The sequence below is a fragment of the Pseudoalteromonas sp. MMG033 genome (genome assembly GCF_057197785.1).
In genome coordinates this window covers 129,606-147,368 of sequence record NZ_CM170070.1, presented here as the reverse complement: position 1 = coordinate 147,368, position 17,763 = coordinate 129,606, and the positions used below count along the sequence as shown (strand labels likewise).

Here is a 17,763-nt window from a genome sequence, read left to right as displayed (position 1 = left end):
AGCGAGCTTGGATAAGTCGTTAAAATTCAACCTCAAACGCCCACACCAATTGTTTGCGTTGGGGTTTGGTACGGGCCTTGCGCCCAAAGCACCTGGCACAGTTGGAACATTAGCAGCATTGCCGTTTATTTTTGCCACAATGACATTGCCCGTTTGGTTTCAGGTTAGCCTTGCTGTTTTGATGACGATATTTGGCATTTGGGTATGTGGTAAAACAGCGAGAGATGTCAATGTGCATGACCATCCTGCGATTGTTTGGGATGAAGTAGTTGGCTTTTATATTACTATGATTGGCGCTGCTATTAGTTGGCAGTCGTTGATTGTGGGCTTTGTTTTGTTTCGCTTTTTCGATATAGCTAAACCTGGACCCATTAGAATGCTAGATAAAAAGCTGCACGGTGGGCGTGGAATTATGGCTGATGATGTTTTGGCGGGTATTTTTTCATTGATTTGTATCCAAGCTTTGTTTAAAACAGGGGTCCTAGGCGGCTAACATAAAGTTGAAAAAGAGGGAATCTATGCACACATTTTTTCTACTGTTAATCATGCTAGTGACATTCAATGTGAATGCCGCTATTAACGATTACGTCGTAAAACAGTGGAACATGCAAAATGACTTACCATCACAAAGCATCAAAAGTGTGGTGCAAGATCAACAAGGTTATATTTGGCTAGGTACGCAATTTGGCTTGAGTCGATTTGATGGGCACCAATTCGTCAACTTTAACACTCAAAACACCAACTTTTTAGTCAGTAATGCGATCAATAAACTGGTTGTTGATCGCTTTGGTATGCTTTGGGTGGGCACACGTCGAGGTGTATTGCGCATAGATCCCCAAACGATGAAGGCGCAGAAATTCAAAATTCAAGCCGATGTCAAAGATATTATCGAAGATAACAATGGTAATATCTGGGTCGCTGCAAATGGACTATATTATATTTCTGCAAAGCGTTTAATGTTGGATAAAAACAACTTAGACGATAGCAAATTATCACTTACCCATATTAGTCAGATTGTTGGTGCTGTGACAAAAATGGCACCATCGCCAGACGGGATTTGGGTTGTCAATGAACGTCATCTTTTACGAATAGGCGAATCTCAGTTTGTCGGCTCTAGTGGTATGAGGTTAGAACTTTCTAGCAAAATTTCTTTGCCCCGTCAGCTTGCGCAAACCAATATCCATGATTTAGCTTGGGTTGATGGCAAACTCTTTCTCGCATCGCAACTTGGTGCATTCTTCTTAGATTTTGATGAAGTTTTAAGACGCTTTGATGAAATTGGTAACAGTGCTGTTTACAAGTTTTTAAGCGATGAACAAGGTGGTATGTGGGTCTCTACCTATGGTCGTTTATTGTATAAAGAAAGTGGCGGTGAGTGGCAATCAGTAGATCTAGTGCAACTTGATCAGGGTATTTGGTTTACCGACCTATTCATAGACAAGAGTAATAACGTTTGGCTTGCGAGCATCAATGAAGGCTTATGGCTTGCTCACTCCGGTCGGGTTGAGCGTTTTCAAGCTGGTCTTCGGGGGAAGCAGGCAATTTCAGCTATGACGATGGGACCGAGAGGAAACGTCTGGGTCGCTACCCGGGAAGGCGTCGGTATGCTGGATAAAGACGACAATTACCAGCCAATTATTACACCCGTACAGTTGAAGGGGGTAGAAGTACATGACATGGAATTCTTAGATGGACGTTTGTATTTAGGGACTGGTCGTGGTGTCGTGATCTATGACAATGGTCAATTACTTGCTATTCCAAATCGTGAATTTCGTCAAACTCAGGTATTTACAATTAGTCCATCCAATCAAGGTGGGCTGTGGATAGGTACAGGTCGTGGCTTGTACCGTCTTGATTATAATGGATTAACGCCGTTTACATATAATGCGTTTTTGGGGAGTCAATTTGTAACTTATATTGTTGATTTTCCTCGCTATGGTTTTATCGGTACTGATAAAGGTGCTTATAAATACAATGAACGCGGTATTGAAAAAATAGGTGGGCAAACGTCATTAGAAACTGCCTATGTAACCAGTATTTTGCATGTAGAAAACTACACCACTTTGGTGGGGTCATTTTACGATGGATTATATTATCGCACCGAGTCAGGAGATTGGTTTCAATTAGATGCCTCTCATGGCTTACCTTATGGCCCTATCCTGTCTTTGCACTATGACAAAGAGCAAAACTTTATCTGGGTTAGCTCAATGAAAGGTGTTTATCGGATGTCTATCGAGCAATTTACTCAAGAGATTGAAAACTTGAAAGTTGAACAAGTTATCAACCCGTTCGATAGGCAATTAGATGGGATGCCCAGTCAATGCTGTACTGGCCTCGGGCATGACTCTGTGGTTGAAGTGGATGACGTATTATTGTACCCAAGTTTACAGGGTGTTGTTAGAATTCCGAAAAGTGTAAAGCTGTTCAGCGACAGTGAACTTGAACCTCGCTTTGAAGGGATCACCACACCAACTAGAGAGCTGACGCCGAATAAAATTGTAGAAAGTATCGTTTTGGATACCAATGAGCGAGATTTAACCATTCGCTACACAGCCATTGATTTCTATGCACCGCAAAGTATTGAGTTTAGATATAGGCTTGAGGGGCATGATGATCAGTGGCGAGATGCACTTGCTAGACGTGAAGCTATTTACACGAATTTACCACCAGGTGAGTTTACGTTTAGGTTAGAAGTAAAACGTCGTGGAGAAGATTGGCAAGAAGCTCACTCTAAAGCGGTCAAATTGACATTGCCGCGTCGTTTTGATGAAACCGTGTTTTTTAGGCTTATTATTACTTGCGGCTTTATCTTTTTATTCTATCTCGTATTTTGGGTGTTTAGAGCGCAAGAAAGACGAAAGCAAGCTGCTTTAGAGGAACTGGTCACGGAACGTACTACAGAGCTCAGAAAAGCCAATGAAAAGCTCAACAAAGTGAACACGCAATTAAAGCTTGTGAGTCATTCAGACGAACTTACCGGTTTGAAAAGCCGACGATTTTTATTTGATCAATTGCCTAAAGATATTGAACACTATCAGCGCAATGCGCATTCATTAAAAGAGCAAGGTAAAAGTCTTGTGTTAATGATTTTGAATATTGATAAGTTCAGCAAAATTAACGATGCAAATGGTCCGATTGGCGGGGACAGTTGCTTACAACAATTAGCCACTTTATTAAATACTCGCACTCAAGGCTCTGATTATGTTGCGCGTTGGAGTGGTGATGAGTTTTTACTGTTACTGCGAGATTTTCAATGTTCTGATGTGGATCAGTATGTTAAAGATCTTTGCAAGGCAATTGGAGAGTTTGATTTTACTTTGCCCAATGGCAAATCAACAAAAATGACGGTGTCTGTTGGTTGGTCGTTCTACCCACTACAAATGTTAGGCGGACACGTCATTGGATGGGAAGCATCGGTCAATCTCGCGGATATCGCGTTGCACCAAGTTAAGCGTAGCGGTGGTGATGGCGCAGCGACCGTGGCTTTCGATGACGAATTGGATGCGTTTGAATTTGAGCAAAGCCAGAATGTAGAATCTCAATTACAACTACTTCAGTCTAATGGCTTAGCTGAAATTAAAGTGTGGATGCGTTAAAGCGATTAAGTGCAGATAAAAAGTGCCAAGTTGAGCAAGTGTACTCTTGGCACTATATTTCATTATTTAACGCGCTATTCGCGCATTTGTTTCTGGACATTAAGCAGCGCTTCATTCATTTTTTTTATAAAGTCATATTTAAACGGGTATTTATTACCATTGTCTCTCGTGTAGCCTATATGTGCAGTACGGCTTAAAACGACTCTATCTTCGCTAAACTGCCTAACATTTATATCGTCTCGTTCTTTTTTGACGGATTCAAAGCCCATTAATGTCGATAACCTGTCATTGACATAGCAATCTAATCGAAGCTTGGATAACTTTTTGATATTCGTCAGGGTATCTTTATTTTCCCAAATTTTAATTAAGCCTTTTTCTCTTGCTAATGCGAGTTCTTCATCGAGAATCAAAAAGCCAGCATTGATACCAATATTGACTGGGGGTTTTTGAGTGGATCTGTCCAGTATATTATTGAGTGTTATCCCTGGGTTGCAAAAAGCGACAACGGCTTCTTCTCCAAGCGGTACTGAGTAGGGCCAGATATAAGGTCTTTTATCTTTATGAATATAGGGGGGTAAGAGTGCAAATGCTTCACCATTCTCCATAGCCGCAACACCACGCTTCCAAGGAATAGGCTCTAATATCACCTGATAGTGATCGGATAATCGCCTCGCCGCGAGTCTCACTTGCTCAATATAAATGCCATATAAATAACCATTGCTTTCATAAGAATAGGGTGGGTAGCTATCGTCTACTAAGATTGTTACGCGCGGCTTTATGCTGGCATGTGCATTTAAAGGCAAAAGCGCACCACAGGCCGTAAGCACAACAACAAGCAGGAAAAGCATGGGACGCATCATAAATAGTGTAATAGTTAAATTGAAGGCAGTCATTGATAACTTTAGGCAACTATGGTTGATATTACCAGTGGGAATGGTTAGCTGGTTACAGGGAAAAGCCTGATTTTACACGCAGCTACAATGCTGTAATGAAGCGTAATTTATTTGTTTTTACTTTAGGGTTACACTATAGGCAAGGAAAAGCGCAGTGATAAAGCGCTTACTTGTCCTTGCAACATAGAGTATTTACAGAGGAATAGGTGACCCCATGGCTAAGCTTAAAGTAAAGGATTGTTCAGATGTGATCTATTTAAAGGCGTTCCATCGCTTTGGTAGGTTAACTTATTCTGTAGATACTCATGTTAGTGGTGTAGAAATCTCTCGTATACATGCTGTGATAGAGCATAATGGCGAGGACTGGGAGCTCCGAGATCTCAGTAAAAATGGCGTGTGGCTAAATGGTCAGCGTATAGCTTACAACCAAGCGATGCACCTTAAAGTGGATGATGAAATTACTTTTTCTGAGATGCACCCTCAAACATTTGTCGTCGATTCTATTGCACCGCCAAAAGATTTGTTAATTCCGTCATGTAATGAGCAACCAGATGAAGTGATCCCGCTGGAGAAATACCACTTCTTACCATCAGAAACTGACCCTGAGTTGGTTGTTTTTTACGACAATGAAAAGCTATGTTGGTGTTATGAGCACTTGGCTACGGGCAAAATTGTCCTTTTGACTGACAGTGATAATCTATGTGTCGCTAATGAGCTTTGGTACCTATTCCAAGTTGAAGCTGCATCTCAAGAAGCGACAATGCCAATTGATAAGGCGCAGCAGTCCAGTTTAGAGTTTGTATTTGACATTAGCCTAGATGAAGAAATAACCGAGCTAAAAGTCAATCATAACGGCGCGTCACTTGATTTTGATGTGAGGACACATCACTACTTAACCGCTTTATTAGCTCGTTATAAAGCAAGGGATGAGGATGCAGTCGAAGAAGAAAATGAACGCGGCTGGGTCAGTGTTTCACAACTGTCTAAAGATTTAGGTATTAGTGAAAGCCATATTAATATACAGATCCACCGTGCTCGCAAACAGTTTGTTGACTTAGTTAATGATAAAAGCCTTGCTGAGCAGATCATTGAGCGCAAACGTGGTCGTGTCAGGTTCGGTGGCAAGCATTTTACTATTAAGAAAGGCTCGCACACCGAGGCATCCTATGCAGGACTGCAACCAGCGCTATAATTGAAGTTCAAATGTATTTATTTCTAATGAGTGTCTATGTACTCTGCTGCGTGGTTAGTCTGTTTCTTTAGCGCAAGTTTGTATGCTTTGGGCAATTCTGCCGAAATCACGTGGCGTAATACTACGCCCACAGCCCCCCATGTTGAAGCAGTTCCAAAGTGGATCCATCATGGTCTTGATAAGACGATATCAGCACTTGGGGAGCTTCCTAGCAATGTAATTCCTATATCCGTTTATTACATGAAGCACGCGAAGGAGCCTGTCCCTTGGGGAGAGGTATGGCGTGGTGAACCAGATGGTATCACGTTGTACATTGATGAACATGCTTCACTTAGGTCTCTAACGGCTGATTGGACGTTATATCATGAATTAGCGCATTTATATCATCCACGCTTAGATAACCAAGATAGTTGGCTGGCTGAGGGACTTGCCACGTACTTACAAAATGTGATTATGCTCAAAGGGGGGGTTATTTCAAATAGTGAGTTTGTCGAAAGAATGAAAGCAGGACTCGACCGTGGTGAGCTTGCGACTAAGCAGTTTGCTGGGCAATTATCGCAAATATCCAATAACATGTGGCAGTTGAAAGCATATCAGCGTGTATACTGGAGTGGCGTAGCTTTTTTTATTGAAGCTGAACTAGAATTACAATCCAAGTGTGCCGATTGCAATATTGTTAAATTGCTCGCGCGTTACCAGACCTGTTGCCGGGATAATAAAGCTATAAAAGTCACTCAAAGCGCCACAGTGTTCCTGTCACACTTTGATATGCTAGCCGAGAATAACATGTTTATGCCGCTTTATAAGCGCTATAAATCGAGACGAGATTTTCCATATATAACAGAAAATCAGATTATTAAGATACTAAATCGTTATACAAAGTAACTAGCAGTGATGTAGGTAAAGACCCGTGTCTTTACCTACTAGTATGGTTAAAGTCTTGCTTTCACATATTCGCCTGGGGCATCGTAAATACCAGGGTTTGCCTTCGTTTTTACAGCACGTGCCGGGACTTTTTCATCAGTAAATTGGGTTATCCATTTACCCCAATGATTCCACCAGGAGCCTTTTGTATGGTCCGCTTTTTCAAGCCAAGCATTGGCATCCCCCTGTGGTGCCGGCCCTGACCAAAAGCCATATTTGTTGGCCTTTGGTGGGTTAATAACACCGGCAATATGACCAGATTCGCCAAGTACAAAAGTTGTTTTTGAACTGGTGTATTGAAAGCCTTTGAAAGTTGCTTGCCACAGTGCAATATGGTCATCTCGGGTTGATAACGCGTAGATAGGCTGTTTCACCTTGGCTAAATCAATCTTTGTGCCTCGGACTTCAACTTCTTTTGTGGCGATTAATCTATTTTCTAAATATAAATCTCGCAGCATAAAGTTGTGACACTTAGCTGTGAGGTTGGTGCTATCTCCATTCCAGTACAACAGATCTAAGTCCATTGGTGGCTGGCCTTTGAGGTAATTATTCACATAATAATTCCAATACAGGCTATTTTCTCTTAACATGCTAAACGAGACGCCTAACAGGTGACCATGCATGACACCATTTTGCAGGTTGTAGGCCTCTAGCGCAGATATAGTCCCTTCGTTAACAAAGACACCTAGCTCCCCTGGCTGAGAAAAATCGAGTAGTGTCGTCAGTAAAGTCGCGCTTTTAATTTTTTGCTTCATGCGTTTAGATGTAAAGTATGCCATGGCTGTTGCCACCAGCGTACCAGCGATGCAATATCCTATGGCATTGACATAAGCTTCACCGGTTTGCTTTTCTATTTCATCTAAAGCGGCGATGACACCATCGACAACATAATCTTCAAATCCAACCTCTGCCATACTTGGGTCTGGGTTTTTCCAAGAAATCATAAATACGGTATGTCCGTTGTCTACAGCCCATTTAACGTATGAGTTTTCTTCTTTTAAATCTAAAATATAGTATTTGTTGACGTAGGGCGGTACGAAAAGCAATGGTGTTTTGTGCACTTGCTTAGTTGTAGCAGTGTATTGAATTAATTCAAATAAATGGTTTTGAAAAACGACTCTACCAGGCGTTGTAGCTAGGTCTTTACCCAGCTCATAGGCGTTTTCATTGGTCATGCTGATCCTCAGCATATCACCGCTTTTAGCCATGTCTTTTTTAAATAGTTCAAGTCCATTTATGAGGTTTTGACCTTCAGACTCAATGGTTAATTTTAAAAGCTCTGGATTAGTCGTAATAAAATTACTCGGAGAAATAGAGTTTATAACTTGTCTTGCAAAGAACTCGAGTCTTTCTTTTAATTTTTCATCTAAGCCAGGAGTTTGTCGAATCGAGTCAAGTAAGGACTGGCCAAAGAGTAAATAGCTTTGCTTGATATAGCTAAACCAAGGGTTATCTTGCCACTCGTCAGCAAGAAACCTTTTGTCACCGCGCTCAGTTGAGATCACCTCTTCGCTTGATGCATTGAGACTTTGTTCCCAAGTTTGTTGAACAATTTTTAGCTGCTCTTGCCACCAGTTAATTTGTTGTTTTGCGAATAGCTCTGGTTGCTTAGTAATTTCTTTTGCCCATTGACCAAAGTCTTCTGCGCTTTGTTCGTTGAGCGCTTTTTGAACTGGGCTGTTATTAAAAAGGTTTTGCGAAAAAATACTGTAGAGATCTTGATTATACTGCCACCAAGCGGTCATGGTCTGAGTAAAATCTTTATTGTCGGTATCCATTTTATGCTTCCTAGTCGGAGATGTGACAGACGAGTTATTGCTTTAAAAAGATGCGCTGCATGTGCTGTACAAACTTTTTAACGAGAGTGTGAGTCGACGTTGTTTATTGGCACATATATTCTCTAATACTCATACTCACAGATCGTGATGACCAAATATAAGCTTGTCAGTGGTATTGCATGTGAATAAGGTAAATCAGCCTAGCAAAATTGGATTCCACTAGGCTGATATGAACGCATTATACTTTTGCCGCTTTAACAGTCTCGTTCGAGATAGTCTCTAGGTTATCTTTAAACTCTTGACCTAATTGAGTTAACTTTTGACCGTCCTCGATAAGTTGCTGGCTTAGTTTATTCACGGCACTTAGCTGGCTTGCATTGAAGTCAATGAAAGACTTAACGTCTTTTACTTCAGCTGCAGTTTTAAGCTGTTCTACAGATGTCTCTGTGAATGAATGCGCAGCATCTAGCTGGATTTTTGCTAGTTGCTCGATGTTTTTTGCAACTAGCTGGTTGAACTGAATTGCAGGTGAGAAGAATTTTTCGCTTTGATCAGTGATTGATTTAAAAAAGTCGTTGTACATGGCTTGCTTCCTATTGAGAGATAATCCGTTTAAAAATGCAATACCCATCTACTACAGAAAAGTTGCCTTTTCTAAATGGTATCGTTGAGTTCTTAATTCATATACAGGCCGCCGTTTAAGGCAAGCGTTTCACCAGTAATATACGCTGCACCATCAGAGGCTAAAAAGCTGACTGTTTCTGCAACTTCTAATGGCGTTGCTAGTCGTTGCATCGGTACTTGCGCCTTGATGCTTTCTAATACGTCTTCACGCATTTTTGCAACCATAGGGGTTTCTGTATAACCAGGTGCAACAACATTCACGGTTACACCGGCTCGTGCGCCTTCATAGGCAAGAGATTTACTAAAGCCAATCATACCTGCTTTGGCTGCCGCGTAGTTTGCTTGCCCAAACTGTCCTTTTTGACCATTGACGCTAGAGATGTTGATAATACGACCCGACTTATTGCCACACATGTGTGCAAAAAGTGGTTGAGTCATATTGAACATAGAATTTAAATTTGTATCAATGACATCGTGCCATTGCTGCGCATTCATTTTTTTAAATGAAGCATCACGAGTAATACCAGCATTATTAACCAAAACGTCAATTTTACCGTGATTATCAATAACTGACTCAAGGCTATCAGTGCATGCTTGTGCGTCAGTCACATCTAAAAATAATGGTGAAACATATTTCGGGTTGATATTTGATTCATTGCACCAAGTATCAAAATCTGCCTCGTTACGTCTTGGGCTTGCGACTGCAATAACAAAGTAATTATTTTCTACGAGCTTTTGGGTAATGGCTGTACCGATTCCACCTAAAGCGCCTGTTACTACTGCTATTTTTTTATTTTCCATAATGTGCTGTTCCGAACATTAAGTGGCAAAACAACTGCACAACTAAGCCACGTATCACTGAAGTGGTTGTATTCAGCGACGGGTTAAAACTAACGTTATTGTTCATGTCTAATGTGACGAATTAATAACTAATTTGTTTAATATAAAAGACAAATACTCATGATTTTGTATTTGATTTAGGCACGTACTATTTAAATCCCTGCCATACTGCTCAATATCCAACTCTAGATTAGACTAAAAACTCAAAATTTAACAAGGTGAGTTGTCTAACCAATTGTCCAATCGCGCGTGCAGTAAGTAATAGTAGGTATTGGGATTTTCGGTATTAGACTAAAGGATAGTAGACGCTATTTATTTCAATCAGCATTTTATTTTATATTAAAAATTATGTGCTTAGCGTTTTTTCCGGTTGGTGTTTTTTTAAAAAAAAAGATTTGTGGACTGGTACATAAATCGTCTTTTAATGATTTCTAAGATAGGCTATTTTGGTAATGCGTTTTTTCGAAACTTTAGTAAGGAGTTTGTTGATGTTGAGTTCTGGACGGCTTTTTGAGGCATTTTTAATAAAAATAATGTTGGTTTCTTCACTGTGTTTTAGTACGGTGGTTAGTGCTAATGTTCAAGCTGTCAAAGCAACAGAGTTGCTAATTAATCAAATGTCAGATGCTCCATATACGATTATCGATGTGCGGACTGTTGAAGAGTACGCTGATGGTCATATTAAAGGCGCAATCAATATTCCTTATGACCAAATTGAAGCGCAGTCATTTCTTCTTAATGAGCTAAAAGATCAAACATTAGTGGTCTATTGCCGCTCTGGCAGGAGGGCGCAAATTTTTGAAAGCGCTTTATTTAAACGCGGCTTTAGATTGTTCCACCTAGAGGGAGACATTTTGGGGTGGAAGTCGCAAGGGCTACCACTGGTAAAGTAGTAACCCCGATAGTCAAAGCGTTATACTAGAGTTGCTAGCATCTCTTCATTGTATTCGGTTAAAGCTTGTTGATTTTTCACTTTGGACATGTAATCTGGGTTGGCAATAAATGGCCTGCCAATTGCGAGTAAGTCAAAGCGGTCGGTCTCTATTGCTGTCGCCCCTGTTTCTGGGGTAAATCCACCCACACCGACCAGTGTTTTTTGGTATCTTGCTCTAACATAATCAGAAGCTCTGCCACCAAGGTGCTCGAACGTCATTTCGTCATCGAATATACCAATATGCAAAAAGGCTAAATTGCGTTTTTCCAATTCAGGTAATAAATAGTCAAACACAGCTTTGTCGCGTGCGTCTGCAGCCATGTTGAAATATGCACCTGGAGATAGGCGTAAGGCTGTTTTTTCATGGCCGATACGTGCTGCAATGGCATCGACGACTTCCAAAGCAAATCGGCTCATATTTTCTGGAGTTTCGCCGTATTGGTCAGTTCGGGTATTGCTATCATAATGCAAAAATTGGTCGATGAGATAACCATTAGCGCCATGGATCTCAACACCATCAAAGCCAGCATCTATCGCGTTGGCAGCTGCCTGAGCGTAGTCATCAATCAGTTGCTTGATTTGTTCAACAGTAGCAGGAGTTGGCACTTGATAACTGAGCTCTCTCATACGTGGAACTGTTCCTTCAAGACCTCGAGCACTTGGTGCTATGACAGTGTCTCCATCATAAAAGTAGGGGTGTGCCGTGCGGCCTGTATGCCATAGCTGCGCAAAAATCTTACCACCGTTATTGTGCACAGCATCCGTGACCTTTCGCCATCCATTGATTTGCTCAGGAGTAAATAGCCCAGGCGTATTCGGATACCCTTGGCCATCAGGTCGGATAATGGTCGCTTCAGAAATAATCAATCCAGCATCAGCTCGTCTTGCATAATATGCTGCCATATCATCCGTAGGGACGAGTGCATCGTCTGCCATACAGCGTGTTAAAGGCGCCATTAATACGCGGTTTTTTAACGAGATTGCGGCGTTTAATTTATAGGGCTGAAATAAGATGTCTGTCATGGGTTGTCGTTCTCTTTATTTTGAATGTTTATTCAAGATAGCTTTATTTGAACGATCATTCAAGAGTGTTTTTGAACATTTGTTCAAAATTGTTTAAGATACCTTTAAATCCCCACGTGGAGTTATCAATGAGAAGCGCAGAGTTTGATAGAGAAGCTGTTCTAAGAGCCGCTATGAATGCATTTATGGAAAAAGGCTACAATAAAACCAGTATGCAAGACTTAAAGCGTGCCACAGGGCTGCATCCAGGTTCTATTTACTGTGCATTTGAGAATAAAAAAGGATTATTACTTGCGTCGTTAGAACAGTACAACTTGGATAGAAGCGAGGAGCTACGTGCTATATTTCACGAGCAAAACGGCGCATTAAATGGTCTGCAAGCATACTTAGATAGTATCGTTGCTGAGTGTATTAGTGGCGATCCCACTCAATCTTGTTTAAGCCAAAAGGCCATTAATGAAATTGCACAAACAGATGCGCAGGCACAGGCTGTTTTGAGCCAGCAGTGCGTCATGTGGCAAAGTTTTATGAAAGACATTTTTATGCAAGCAGAAAAAGAAGGTGTTATAACAGGAGAGCGATTACCTGAGCAGCGTGCACAAAGTTTAATCGTTGGTATTTATGGACTTAGGACATTTTCTCAAGCTCAAAAGGACGCGAGTATCATAGCGAGTCTAGCTAACCAATTATTACGTGATGTTTGCCGCTGACAGCCTCATTGGCAGCCTGTATGCACACTGTTTACGTATGATAAATGGACTAAATATGTTCAGCTAAGCAGACAAAAAAGTGCTTATTTAGGTACATTCCATTAGACATTATTACTAGCTCGAAAGACTAGCTCTGTTGAAGACTTTGGTATAGTCTATGAATTCTTATGATTATTAGTTAATTAATTGGAAATCATGAAGATATGGAATATCAGTTTTCTAATGCAGTGTTAAACACTCGAAGTCAAAGCTTCGAAGTAGATGGGAAAAAGGCGGTACTTGAAGATCGCACTTTTAAGCTACTTGCTTATTTAATTGATACCCACCCTAAAGTGTGTTCTCAAGAAGAGTTGGTCGCCTACTTATGGCCTGACTCCGTTGTCTCCCCATGGTCATTGCCTCGCTTAATCTCAGATACGCGAAGTTTGTTACGAAGATTAGGTGTAAAACAAGATGTGATTTTTACTGTGCGAGGGCAAGGCTACAAGTTTAATCCTGAAGTCACAATTCGCAGTGCAAATGACACCGCTGTGCTTGAGTTAGCAATCCTGCGCGCAGAGCATAATTCTGATGGAGCACATCTAAAGTTTTGGATAGGTGTCACTTTGCTGATGTGTTGCGTATGCATATGGCTAGTAATTAACCACGGGTTTGTGCATGAACAAAATACGAGTTTTAAGGCCAGTGAACCCGTTGATGCCAAAGGGAGAATACTGTGGGTCGATGATAACCCTAAAAACAATACAAAAGAGCAAGGGTATTTTCTTAAAAAAAAGATTGGCGTTTACAATACGACCTCAACACAAGAGGCGCTGCTATTATTGAGCATGTACGAATATTCTGTCGTTATTTCAGACATGGGACGCGATGGTGAGCCTTTAGCTGGATTAAAACTGCTCAGAGCAATGCGTGCTGTGGGAGATGAAACCCCATTTTATGTCTATACCTGGGTTGAGTCTGATAAGCAAAAAGAAGTGATCATATCGGCAGGTGGCCAGGGTGTCGCCACTAAAAAGCAAGAGCTTTACAATTATATATTACTGCATTTTAGTGATGAAAAAATTTAATTTAAGAAATTAAATGTTTGATTTATCTACTTTTCAACTTATTTCAAAGCGATTCAAGGGACAAATTCATGCAACTATGTCAACGTTTAGTTGCTGCTCTCTTACAGCAAATGTCTTGGCCTTAACATTAGTACCGTGGTGGGTGCTGCAGATGTTAAGGCCGTTTTCTTTTATGCATGCAAAAGCAGATGTGTATACCTGCCTATTGATGCATATGGCTCTGCTCTGTTGTACTGCAATTCAAGCGCTAAAAGCGCTTCAAATTGGTCTTCTGCTTTTTGCAGCTCGCGTAAGTAATCGTGAAAACATCGTACGCCCGTTTTACTCATCGTTTTGAAAGAAAGCTCGGCTAACCAATATTCAACTTGCTCACTTTCTAGTGGCTGATTTGGACTAAGTCCCACTTTTTGTTTAACTTTCAATCCGCTCGCTACGTAATCGAAGTTACCATAGACCATGTTGGCCAAACGTTGCGCTGCCTTATTGAAGTACATCAGAGATAAAATGCCATCAGGCTTTAAGCAATTTTTTAATATGGCTAGTGCGTGTTGCTGCTCAACTATCCATTCTAAAACGGCATGACAAAGCACTAAATCAAACTGCTCAAGGTCAAGTGTCGGGATATCTTGTAACTGAGCATGGATGAAGCTCATCTCATTGATAAGATTTTCATTTTGAGCGCGTTCTTGAGCAAGCTCTAACATAGGCTCAGAGGCATCCAGTAAAGTCACATGATGGCCTTGCTTGGCAAGGTAAAGTGCAAGTTGGCCTTGACCTCCACCCACATCGAGTATCCTGAGCGCTTTGTCTGTAAAGTGCTGGCTCAATAGCTCGTCTAAATCTCGCTTGAGCACGGCTTCACGAATTTTTCCTTTGGCTGTACCGTAGATATTATTCTTAAACTTGCCAGCGATATCACAAAAGTGACGATCTTTTGGGCTAGGTTTATGTTGCTTTTTCGCCATGTTGGCTTAAACCGGGTTATTAATATCAACAAACTCAACATCAAGGTCGTATTTGTCAGCCAAATATTCCCCTAAGGCTTTAACACCGTAACGTTCAGTTGCATGGTGTCCAGCTGCAAAAAAGTGGATGCCTTGCTCATTAGAACTATGGATGGTTTGCTCTGAAGCTTCACCTGTTAGGTAGGCATCAATGCCTTGACTTGCCGCTAGATCAATAAAGCTTTGACCGCCGCCTGTGCACCATGCAATCGTTTCAATCTTGTGCTCACCAGCTTGATTTACCAGTGGTGCTCTATCTAATTTGTGTTCTATTAATTGCGCAAACTCACCGACTGTCATAGGGGTTTTTAGCTTCCCTTTAACAGCGACACTGTTCTTATTCCACGGCTCCAATGGGCGCTCTACAATCAGATCGAGGAGCTCACCAAGTTGCGCATTGTTGCCAAGCTCTGGGTGCACATCAAGAGGCAGGTGATAAGCCAGCAAATTAATGTCGTGTGCAAGTAAACTTTGGATGCGACGCTTTTTCATACCTGTAATTGGCTGATCTTCACCTTTCCAAAAGTAACCATGGTGCACTAAGATGGCATCGGCTTGTTTTTCTATCGCAACATCTATTAGCGCTTGGCTGGCTGTAACACCAGTAATTATCTTTTTGATTTCTGACTTACCTTCAACCTGCAAACCATTGGGGCAAAAGTCACTTATTTGAAAAGGTTTGAGTAATTCTGTGAGTTGGTTAACTAATTTTTTGCGCTGCATAATGACCCCGAAATGCGATAAAAACGCATAGTTTAGCGTTTTTTTGACGGAAGAAAAGCGTCATATTTCAATCTGTGTCATGGGTGAAGCTCAGGGTAAAGTTGTGCTTTGCAAATATTAGGCTAGTTTTAGTTTCACATACATGGCTTAGGAGCAACAATCATGGCGGTTAAGGGAATTCCCGAAGGGTATCATGCGATCACGCCTTATTTAATTGTACAAGGTGGCGCTGACGCCATTCATTTTTATCAAAAAGTATTTAATGCGTCATTGGTTATGCAGCTAAACATGCCAGACGGATTAATTGCACATGCTGAATTGAAAGTTGGCGACTCTCATATCATGATCAGTGATGAATGTCCGGATATGCATTTCAAGGGGCCAAAGCAATTGGGAGGCACTTCGGTTTCTTTGATGCATTATGTAGAAGATGTCGACTTTGTTTTCTCACAAGCTTTGGCAATGGGGGCAAAAGAGATCAGAGCTGTTGAAGATCAATTTTATGGTGATAGGGCGGGCACATTAGAAGACCCGTTTGGACATGTTTGGACAATTGCAACTCATATTGAAGACTTAACGGAAGCAGAGTTACAAGAGAGGATGAGTGAGTTTATGACTAAACAGCAAGCACAGTGATAACATCAAATGAAGCCCCACAAAAGGGGCTAACAGTGCGTGTATTACTGGTTAAGCTTGTCTTGGGTATTTAATTCGAAATCGCTGCTGTCATGTCTTTGGTGAAGCTGTTCACTGGGCTCACCCCATGTACGGTTGACCATTCGCCCGCGCTTGACAGCAGGGCGTTTTGAAATTGATTTAGCCCAGCGCTGAACGTGAGCGTATTCTTGTACATTTAAAAACTCTGCTGCCTCATACAGCCCGCCTTCAACGAGTACCCCATACCAAGGCCAAATAGCTATGTCTGCAATGGTGTATTCATCGCCACACATATAAGTATTGTTCTTTAGATGATTATTTAACACATCTAGTTGTCTCTTTACTTCCATGGTATATCGGTCTATCGGGTATTGGTATTTTTCTGGTGCATAAGCATAAAAGTGTCCAAATCCACCACCTAAAATAGGTGCAGATCCCATTTGCCAGAATAGCCAGTTAAGACACTCGGTGCGAAGCGAAAGAGATTTAGGAATAAACTCAGAGAATTTTTCTGCCAGATATAGCAAGATTGCGCCAGATTCAAATACTCGTATAGATGGCGTTTGACTGTTATCAATAAGTGCAGGGATTTTTGAATTGGGATTAATATCACAAAATCCAGAGGAGAACTGATCTCCTTCCATAATATCAATTAAAAAGGCATCGTACTCCGCCCCTGCGATACCTTTTTCAAGTAGCTCTTCGAGTAAAATGGTGACCTTAACGCCATTAGGAGTCGCTAAAGAATAAAGTTGGATCGGGTGCTTGCCAGTTGGCAGAGCCTTGTCGAATCTGTGTCCTGCTGTTGGGCGATTTATATTGGCAAATTTTCCGCCGTTACCTTCTAGCCATTGCCAAATTCGTTCTGGTGTATAAGTAGTCTGTGTCATCACCTTTCCTTTTATTCGTTGGTTTTAATCTTCTAATGTGGACCGTGGTCAGTGCGTTTTCAATTCAGTTGATCAATATTAGCGTTGAGTCACATGCTCAGATCATAATTACTTTAGTTGATTTTGTTATGTATAAGGAGCTAGTTAATCGCTCATCCGGCAGGTATTTGAATGATAATACAGATAGCTAAAACGCTTTAGTCCATTATTTTTACTATTTCATTACATTGAGTGTAATTCATGTGATTTTTTTAAAAGTAATAAATTCAGCCTAATAGCGCTTATAAAAAGCGAAAGTTGGGTGGGGTTATGCCTTAATGTGTGCTTAGTTGGTATTTTCTAGTTCCTAAAGCGGGTTGTGTTTTACTTTATATTAGGTACATTGGTGTTAATAACATTAATGATTTTGTTAACTTAAAATTTGAGGGCCTATAGCAATGCACAAAGCTTTTCGTTCAATATGCGTGCTTTTGACAATAAATTGCGCTTTTTATTCTAACGCTGATGACAGCGCTGTCTCTTCTTCGATAAACGTTAATGAACAGGTGTCTGAGCGACGTATTGCAGGTCTTTGGCATGATGTTAACAACAGCAATTTTGCCAATGGTCACTTAATTGTTTCACAGCAAGGGAATGAGGTATTTACTGCTCATTATTTAGAATTTAAAGGGACGCCGTTTGTAGAGCATGGCAATGGTGTACGTGAAAAAGACACTATCACGGTGAAGGTTCAGGTAACGCAACAAATTCCGGGATGGACAACAGAGGGTGTCCATACGTTGACGCTGTCCGAGGACGGACAGTATTTGATAGGAGAATACGCTTCAGGGGGAAGTAAGGGTCCGCTGAAGTTTAAAAAAGCAGGTAGATAAACCTGCGTAACAATAAAAACATGTTGAAGGATATAA

General features: G+C 41.1%; 17 protein-coding genes. 9 read left to right on the top strand and 8 right to left on the bottom strand.

Going from position 1 to position 17,763, the window contains the following annotated elements:
• The first annotated feature begins 7 nt into the window (after window positions 1–7).
• Both AC2CZC_RS00590 and AC2CZC_RS00585 read left to right on the top strand, forming a co-directional pair.
• Complete coding sequence (locus AC2CZC_RS00590; RefSeq protein WP_484583452.1) at window positions 8–493, top strand: phosphatidylglycerophosphatase A family protein; 486 nt, start codon at window positions 8–10, stop codon at window positions 491–493.
• Between the two features lie 25 nt (window positions 494–518).
• Window positions 519–3,596 carry a diguanylate cyclase domain-containing protein gene (locus AC2CZC_RS00585; protein WP_484583451.1) on the top strand — a complete coding sequence of 1,026 codons (3,078 nt, stop codon included), beginning with the start codon at window positions 519–521 and terminating at the stop codon, window positions 3,594–3,596.
• A gap of 74 nt (window positions 3,597–3,670) precedes the next feature.
• Here the strand turns inward: AC2CZC_RS00585 and AC2CZC_RS00580 are convergent, their stop codons facing one another.
• A complete protein-coding gene (locus AC2CZC_RS00580) occupies window positions 3,671–4,444 on the bottom strand; it encodes a substrate-binding periplasmic protein (protein WP_484583450.1) in 774 nt (257 codons plus the stop codon).
• Between the two features lie 259 nt (window positions 4,445–4,703).
• Between AC2CZC_RS00580 and AC2CZC_RS00575 the strand changes: the two genes are divergently transcribed.
• Both AC2CZC_RS00575 and AC2CZC_RS00570 read left to right on the top strand, forming a co-directional pair.
• On the top strand, window positions 4,704–5,681 hold the full coding sequence (locus AC2CZC_RS00575; RefSeq protein ID WP_063361855.1) for an FHA domain-containing protein: 978 nt from the start codon (window positions 4,704–4,706) through the stop codon (window positions 5,679–5,681).
• A 36-nt stretch (window positions 5,682–5,717) separates the two neighbouring features.
• A complete protein-coding gene (locus AC2CZC_RS00570) occupies window positions 5,718–6,566 on the top strand; it encodes a M61 family metallopeptidase (RefSeq protein ID WP_484583449.1) in 849 nt (282 codons plus the stop codon).
• A gap of 47 nt (window positions 6,567–6,613) precedes the next feature.
• Here AC2CZC_RS00570 and phaC read toward each other — a convergent pair whose 3' ends face one another.
• The 3 genes from phaC to AC2CZC_RS00555 form a co-directional block, all read right to left on the bottom strand.
• Window positions 6,614–8,383 carry a class I poly(R)-hydroxyalkanoic acid synthase gene (gene phaC / locus AC2CZC_RS00565; RefSeq protein WP_484583448.1) on the bottom strand — a complete coding sequence of 590 codons (1,770 nt, stop codon included), beginning with the start codon at window positions 8,381–8,383 and terminating at the stop codon, window positions 6,614–6,616.
• Between the two features lie 238 nt (window positions 8,384–8,621).
• Entirely contained in the window at window positions 8,622–8,966 is a 345-nt protein-coding gene (locus tag AC2CZC_RS00560; RefSeq protein WP_063361852.1) for a phasin family protein, read from the bottom strand.
• 92 nt (window positions 8,967–9,058) lie between these two features.
• Window positions 9,059–9,808, bottom strand: coding sequence for an SDR family oxidoreductase (locus AC2CZC_RS00555; protein ID WP_484583447.1), 750 nt, complete (start codon window positions 9,806–9,808; stop codon window positions 9,059–9,061).
• Window positions 9,809–10,335: 527 nt separating this feature from the next.
• Between AC2CZC_RS00555 and AC2CZC_RS00550 the strand changes: the two genes are divergently transcribed.
• Window positions 10,336–10,740, top strand: a complete 405-nt coding sequence (locus AC2CZC_RS00550) for a rhodanese-like domain-containing protein (RefSeq protein WP_484583446.1) — start codon at window positions 10,336–10,338, stop codon at window positions 10,738–10,740.
• Between the two features lie 20 nt (window positions 10,741–10,760).
• Here AC2CZC_RS00550 and AC2CZC_RS00545 read toward each other — a convergent pair whose 3' ends face one another.
• A complete protein-coding gene (locus tag AC2CZC_RS00545; RefSeq protein WP_484583445.1) occupies window positions 10,761–11,804 on the bottom strand; it encodes an alkene reductase in 1,044 nt (347 codons plus the stop codon).
• Window positions 11,805–11,932: 128 nt separating this feature from the next.
• Here AC2CZC_RS00545 and AC2CZC_RS00540 point away from each other — a divergent pair, with 128 nt between their 5' ends.
• Both AC2CZC_RS00540 and AC2CZC_RS00535 read left to right on the top strand, forming a co-directional pair.
• Window positions 11,933–12,514: a TetR/AcrR family transcriptional regulator gene (locus tag AC2CZC_RS00540; protein WP_484583444.1), complete on the top strand. Its 582-nt coding sequence runs from the start codon at window positions 11,933–11,935 to the stop codon at window positions 12,512–12,514.
• Between the two features lie 203 nt (window positions 12,515–12,717).
• Window positions 12,718–13,581 carry a winged helix-turn-helix domain-containing protein gene (locus tag AC2CZC_RS00535; RefSeq protein WP_484583443.1) on the top strand — a complete coding sequence of 288 codons (864 nt, stop codon included), beginning with the start codon at window positions 12,718–12,720 and terminating at the stop codon, window positions 13,579–13,581.
• Between the two features lie 170 nt (window positions 13,582–13,751).
• Here AC2CZC_RS00535 and AC2CZC_RS00530 read toward each other — a convergent pair whose 3' ends face one another.
• Complete coding sequence (locus AC2CZC_RS00530) at window positions 13,752–14,546, bottom strand: methyltransferase domain-containing protein (protein WP_484583442.1); 795 nt, start codon at window positions 14,544–14,546, stop codon at window positions 13,752–13,754.
• Window positions 14,547–14,552: 6 nt separating this feature from the next.
• On the bottom strand, window positions 14,553–15,308 hold the full coding sequence (locus AC2CZC_RS00525; protein ID WP_484583441.1) for a Nif3-like dinuclear metal center hexameric protein: 756 nt from the start codon (window positions 15,306–15,308) through the stop codon (window positions 14,553–14,555).
• Window positions 15,309–15,470: 162 nt separating this feature from the next.
• Between AC2CZC_RS00525 and AC2CZC_RS00520 the strand changes: the two genes are divergently transcribed.
• Window positions 15,471–15,944: a VOC family protein gene (locus tag AC2CZC_RS00520; RefSeq protein WP_484583440.1), complete on the top strand. Its 474-nt coding sequence runs from the start codon at window positions 15,471–15,473 to the stop codon at window positions 15,942–15,944.
• 44 nt (window positions 15,945–15,988) lie between these two features.
• Here AC2CZC_RS00520 and yghU read toward each other — a convergent pair whose 3' ends face one another.
• On the bottom strand, window positions 15,989–16,855 hold the full coding sequence (yghU, locus tag AC2CZC_RS00515; protein ID WP_484583439.1) for a glutathione-dependent disulfide-bond oxidoreductase: 867 nt from the start codon (window positions 16,853–16,855) through the stop codon (window positions 15,989–15,991).
• A 470-nt stretch (window positions 16,856–17,325) separates the two neighbouring features.
• Here yghU and AC2CZC_RS00510 point away from each other — a divergent pair, with 470 nt between their 5' ends.
• Complete coding sequence (locus tag AC2CZC_RS00510; protein ID WP_484583438.1) at window positions 17,326–17,727, top strand: hypothetical protein; 402 nt, start codon at window positions 17,326–17,328, stop codon at window positions 17,725–17,727.
• Window positions 17,728–17,763 lie beyond the last annotated feature (36 nt).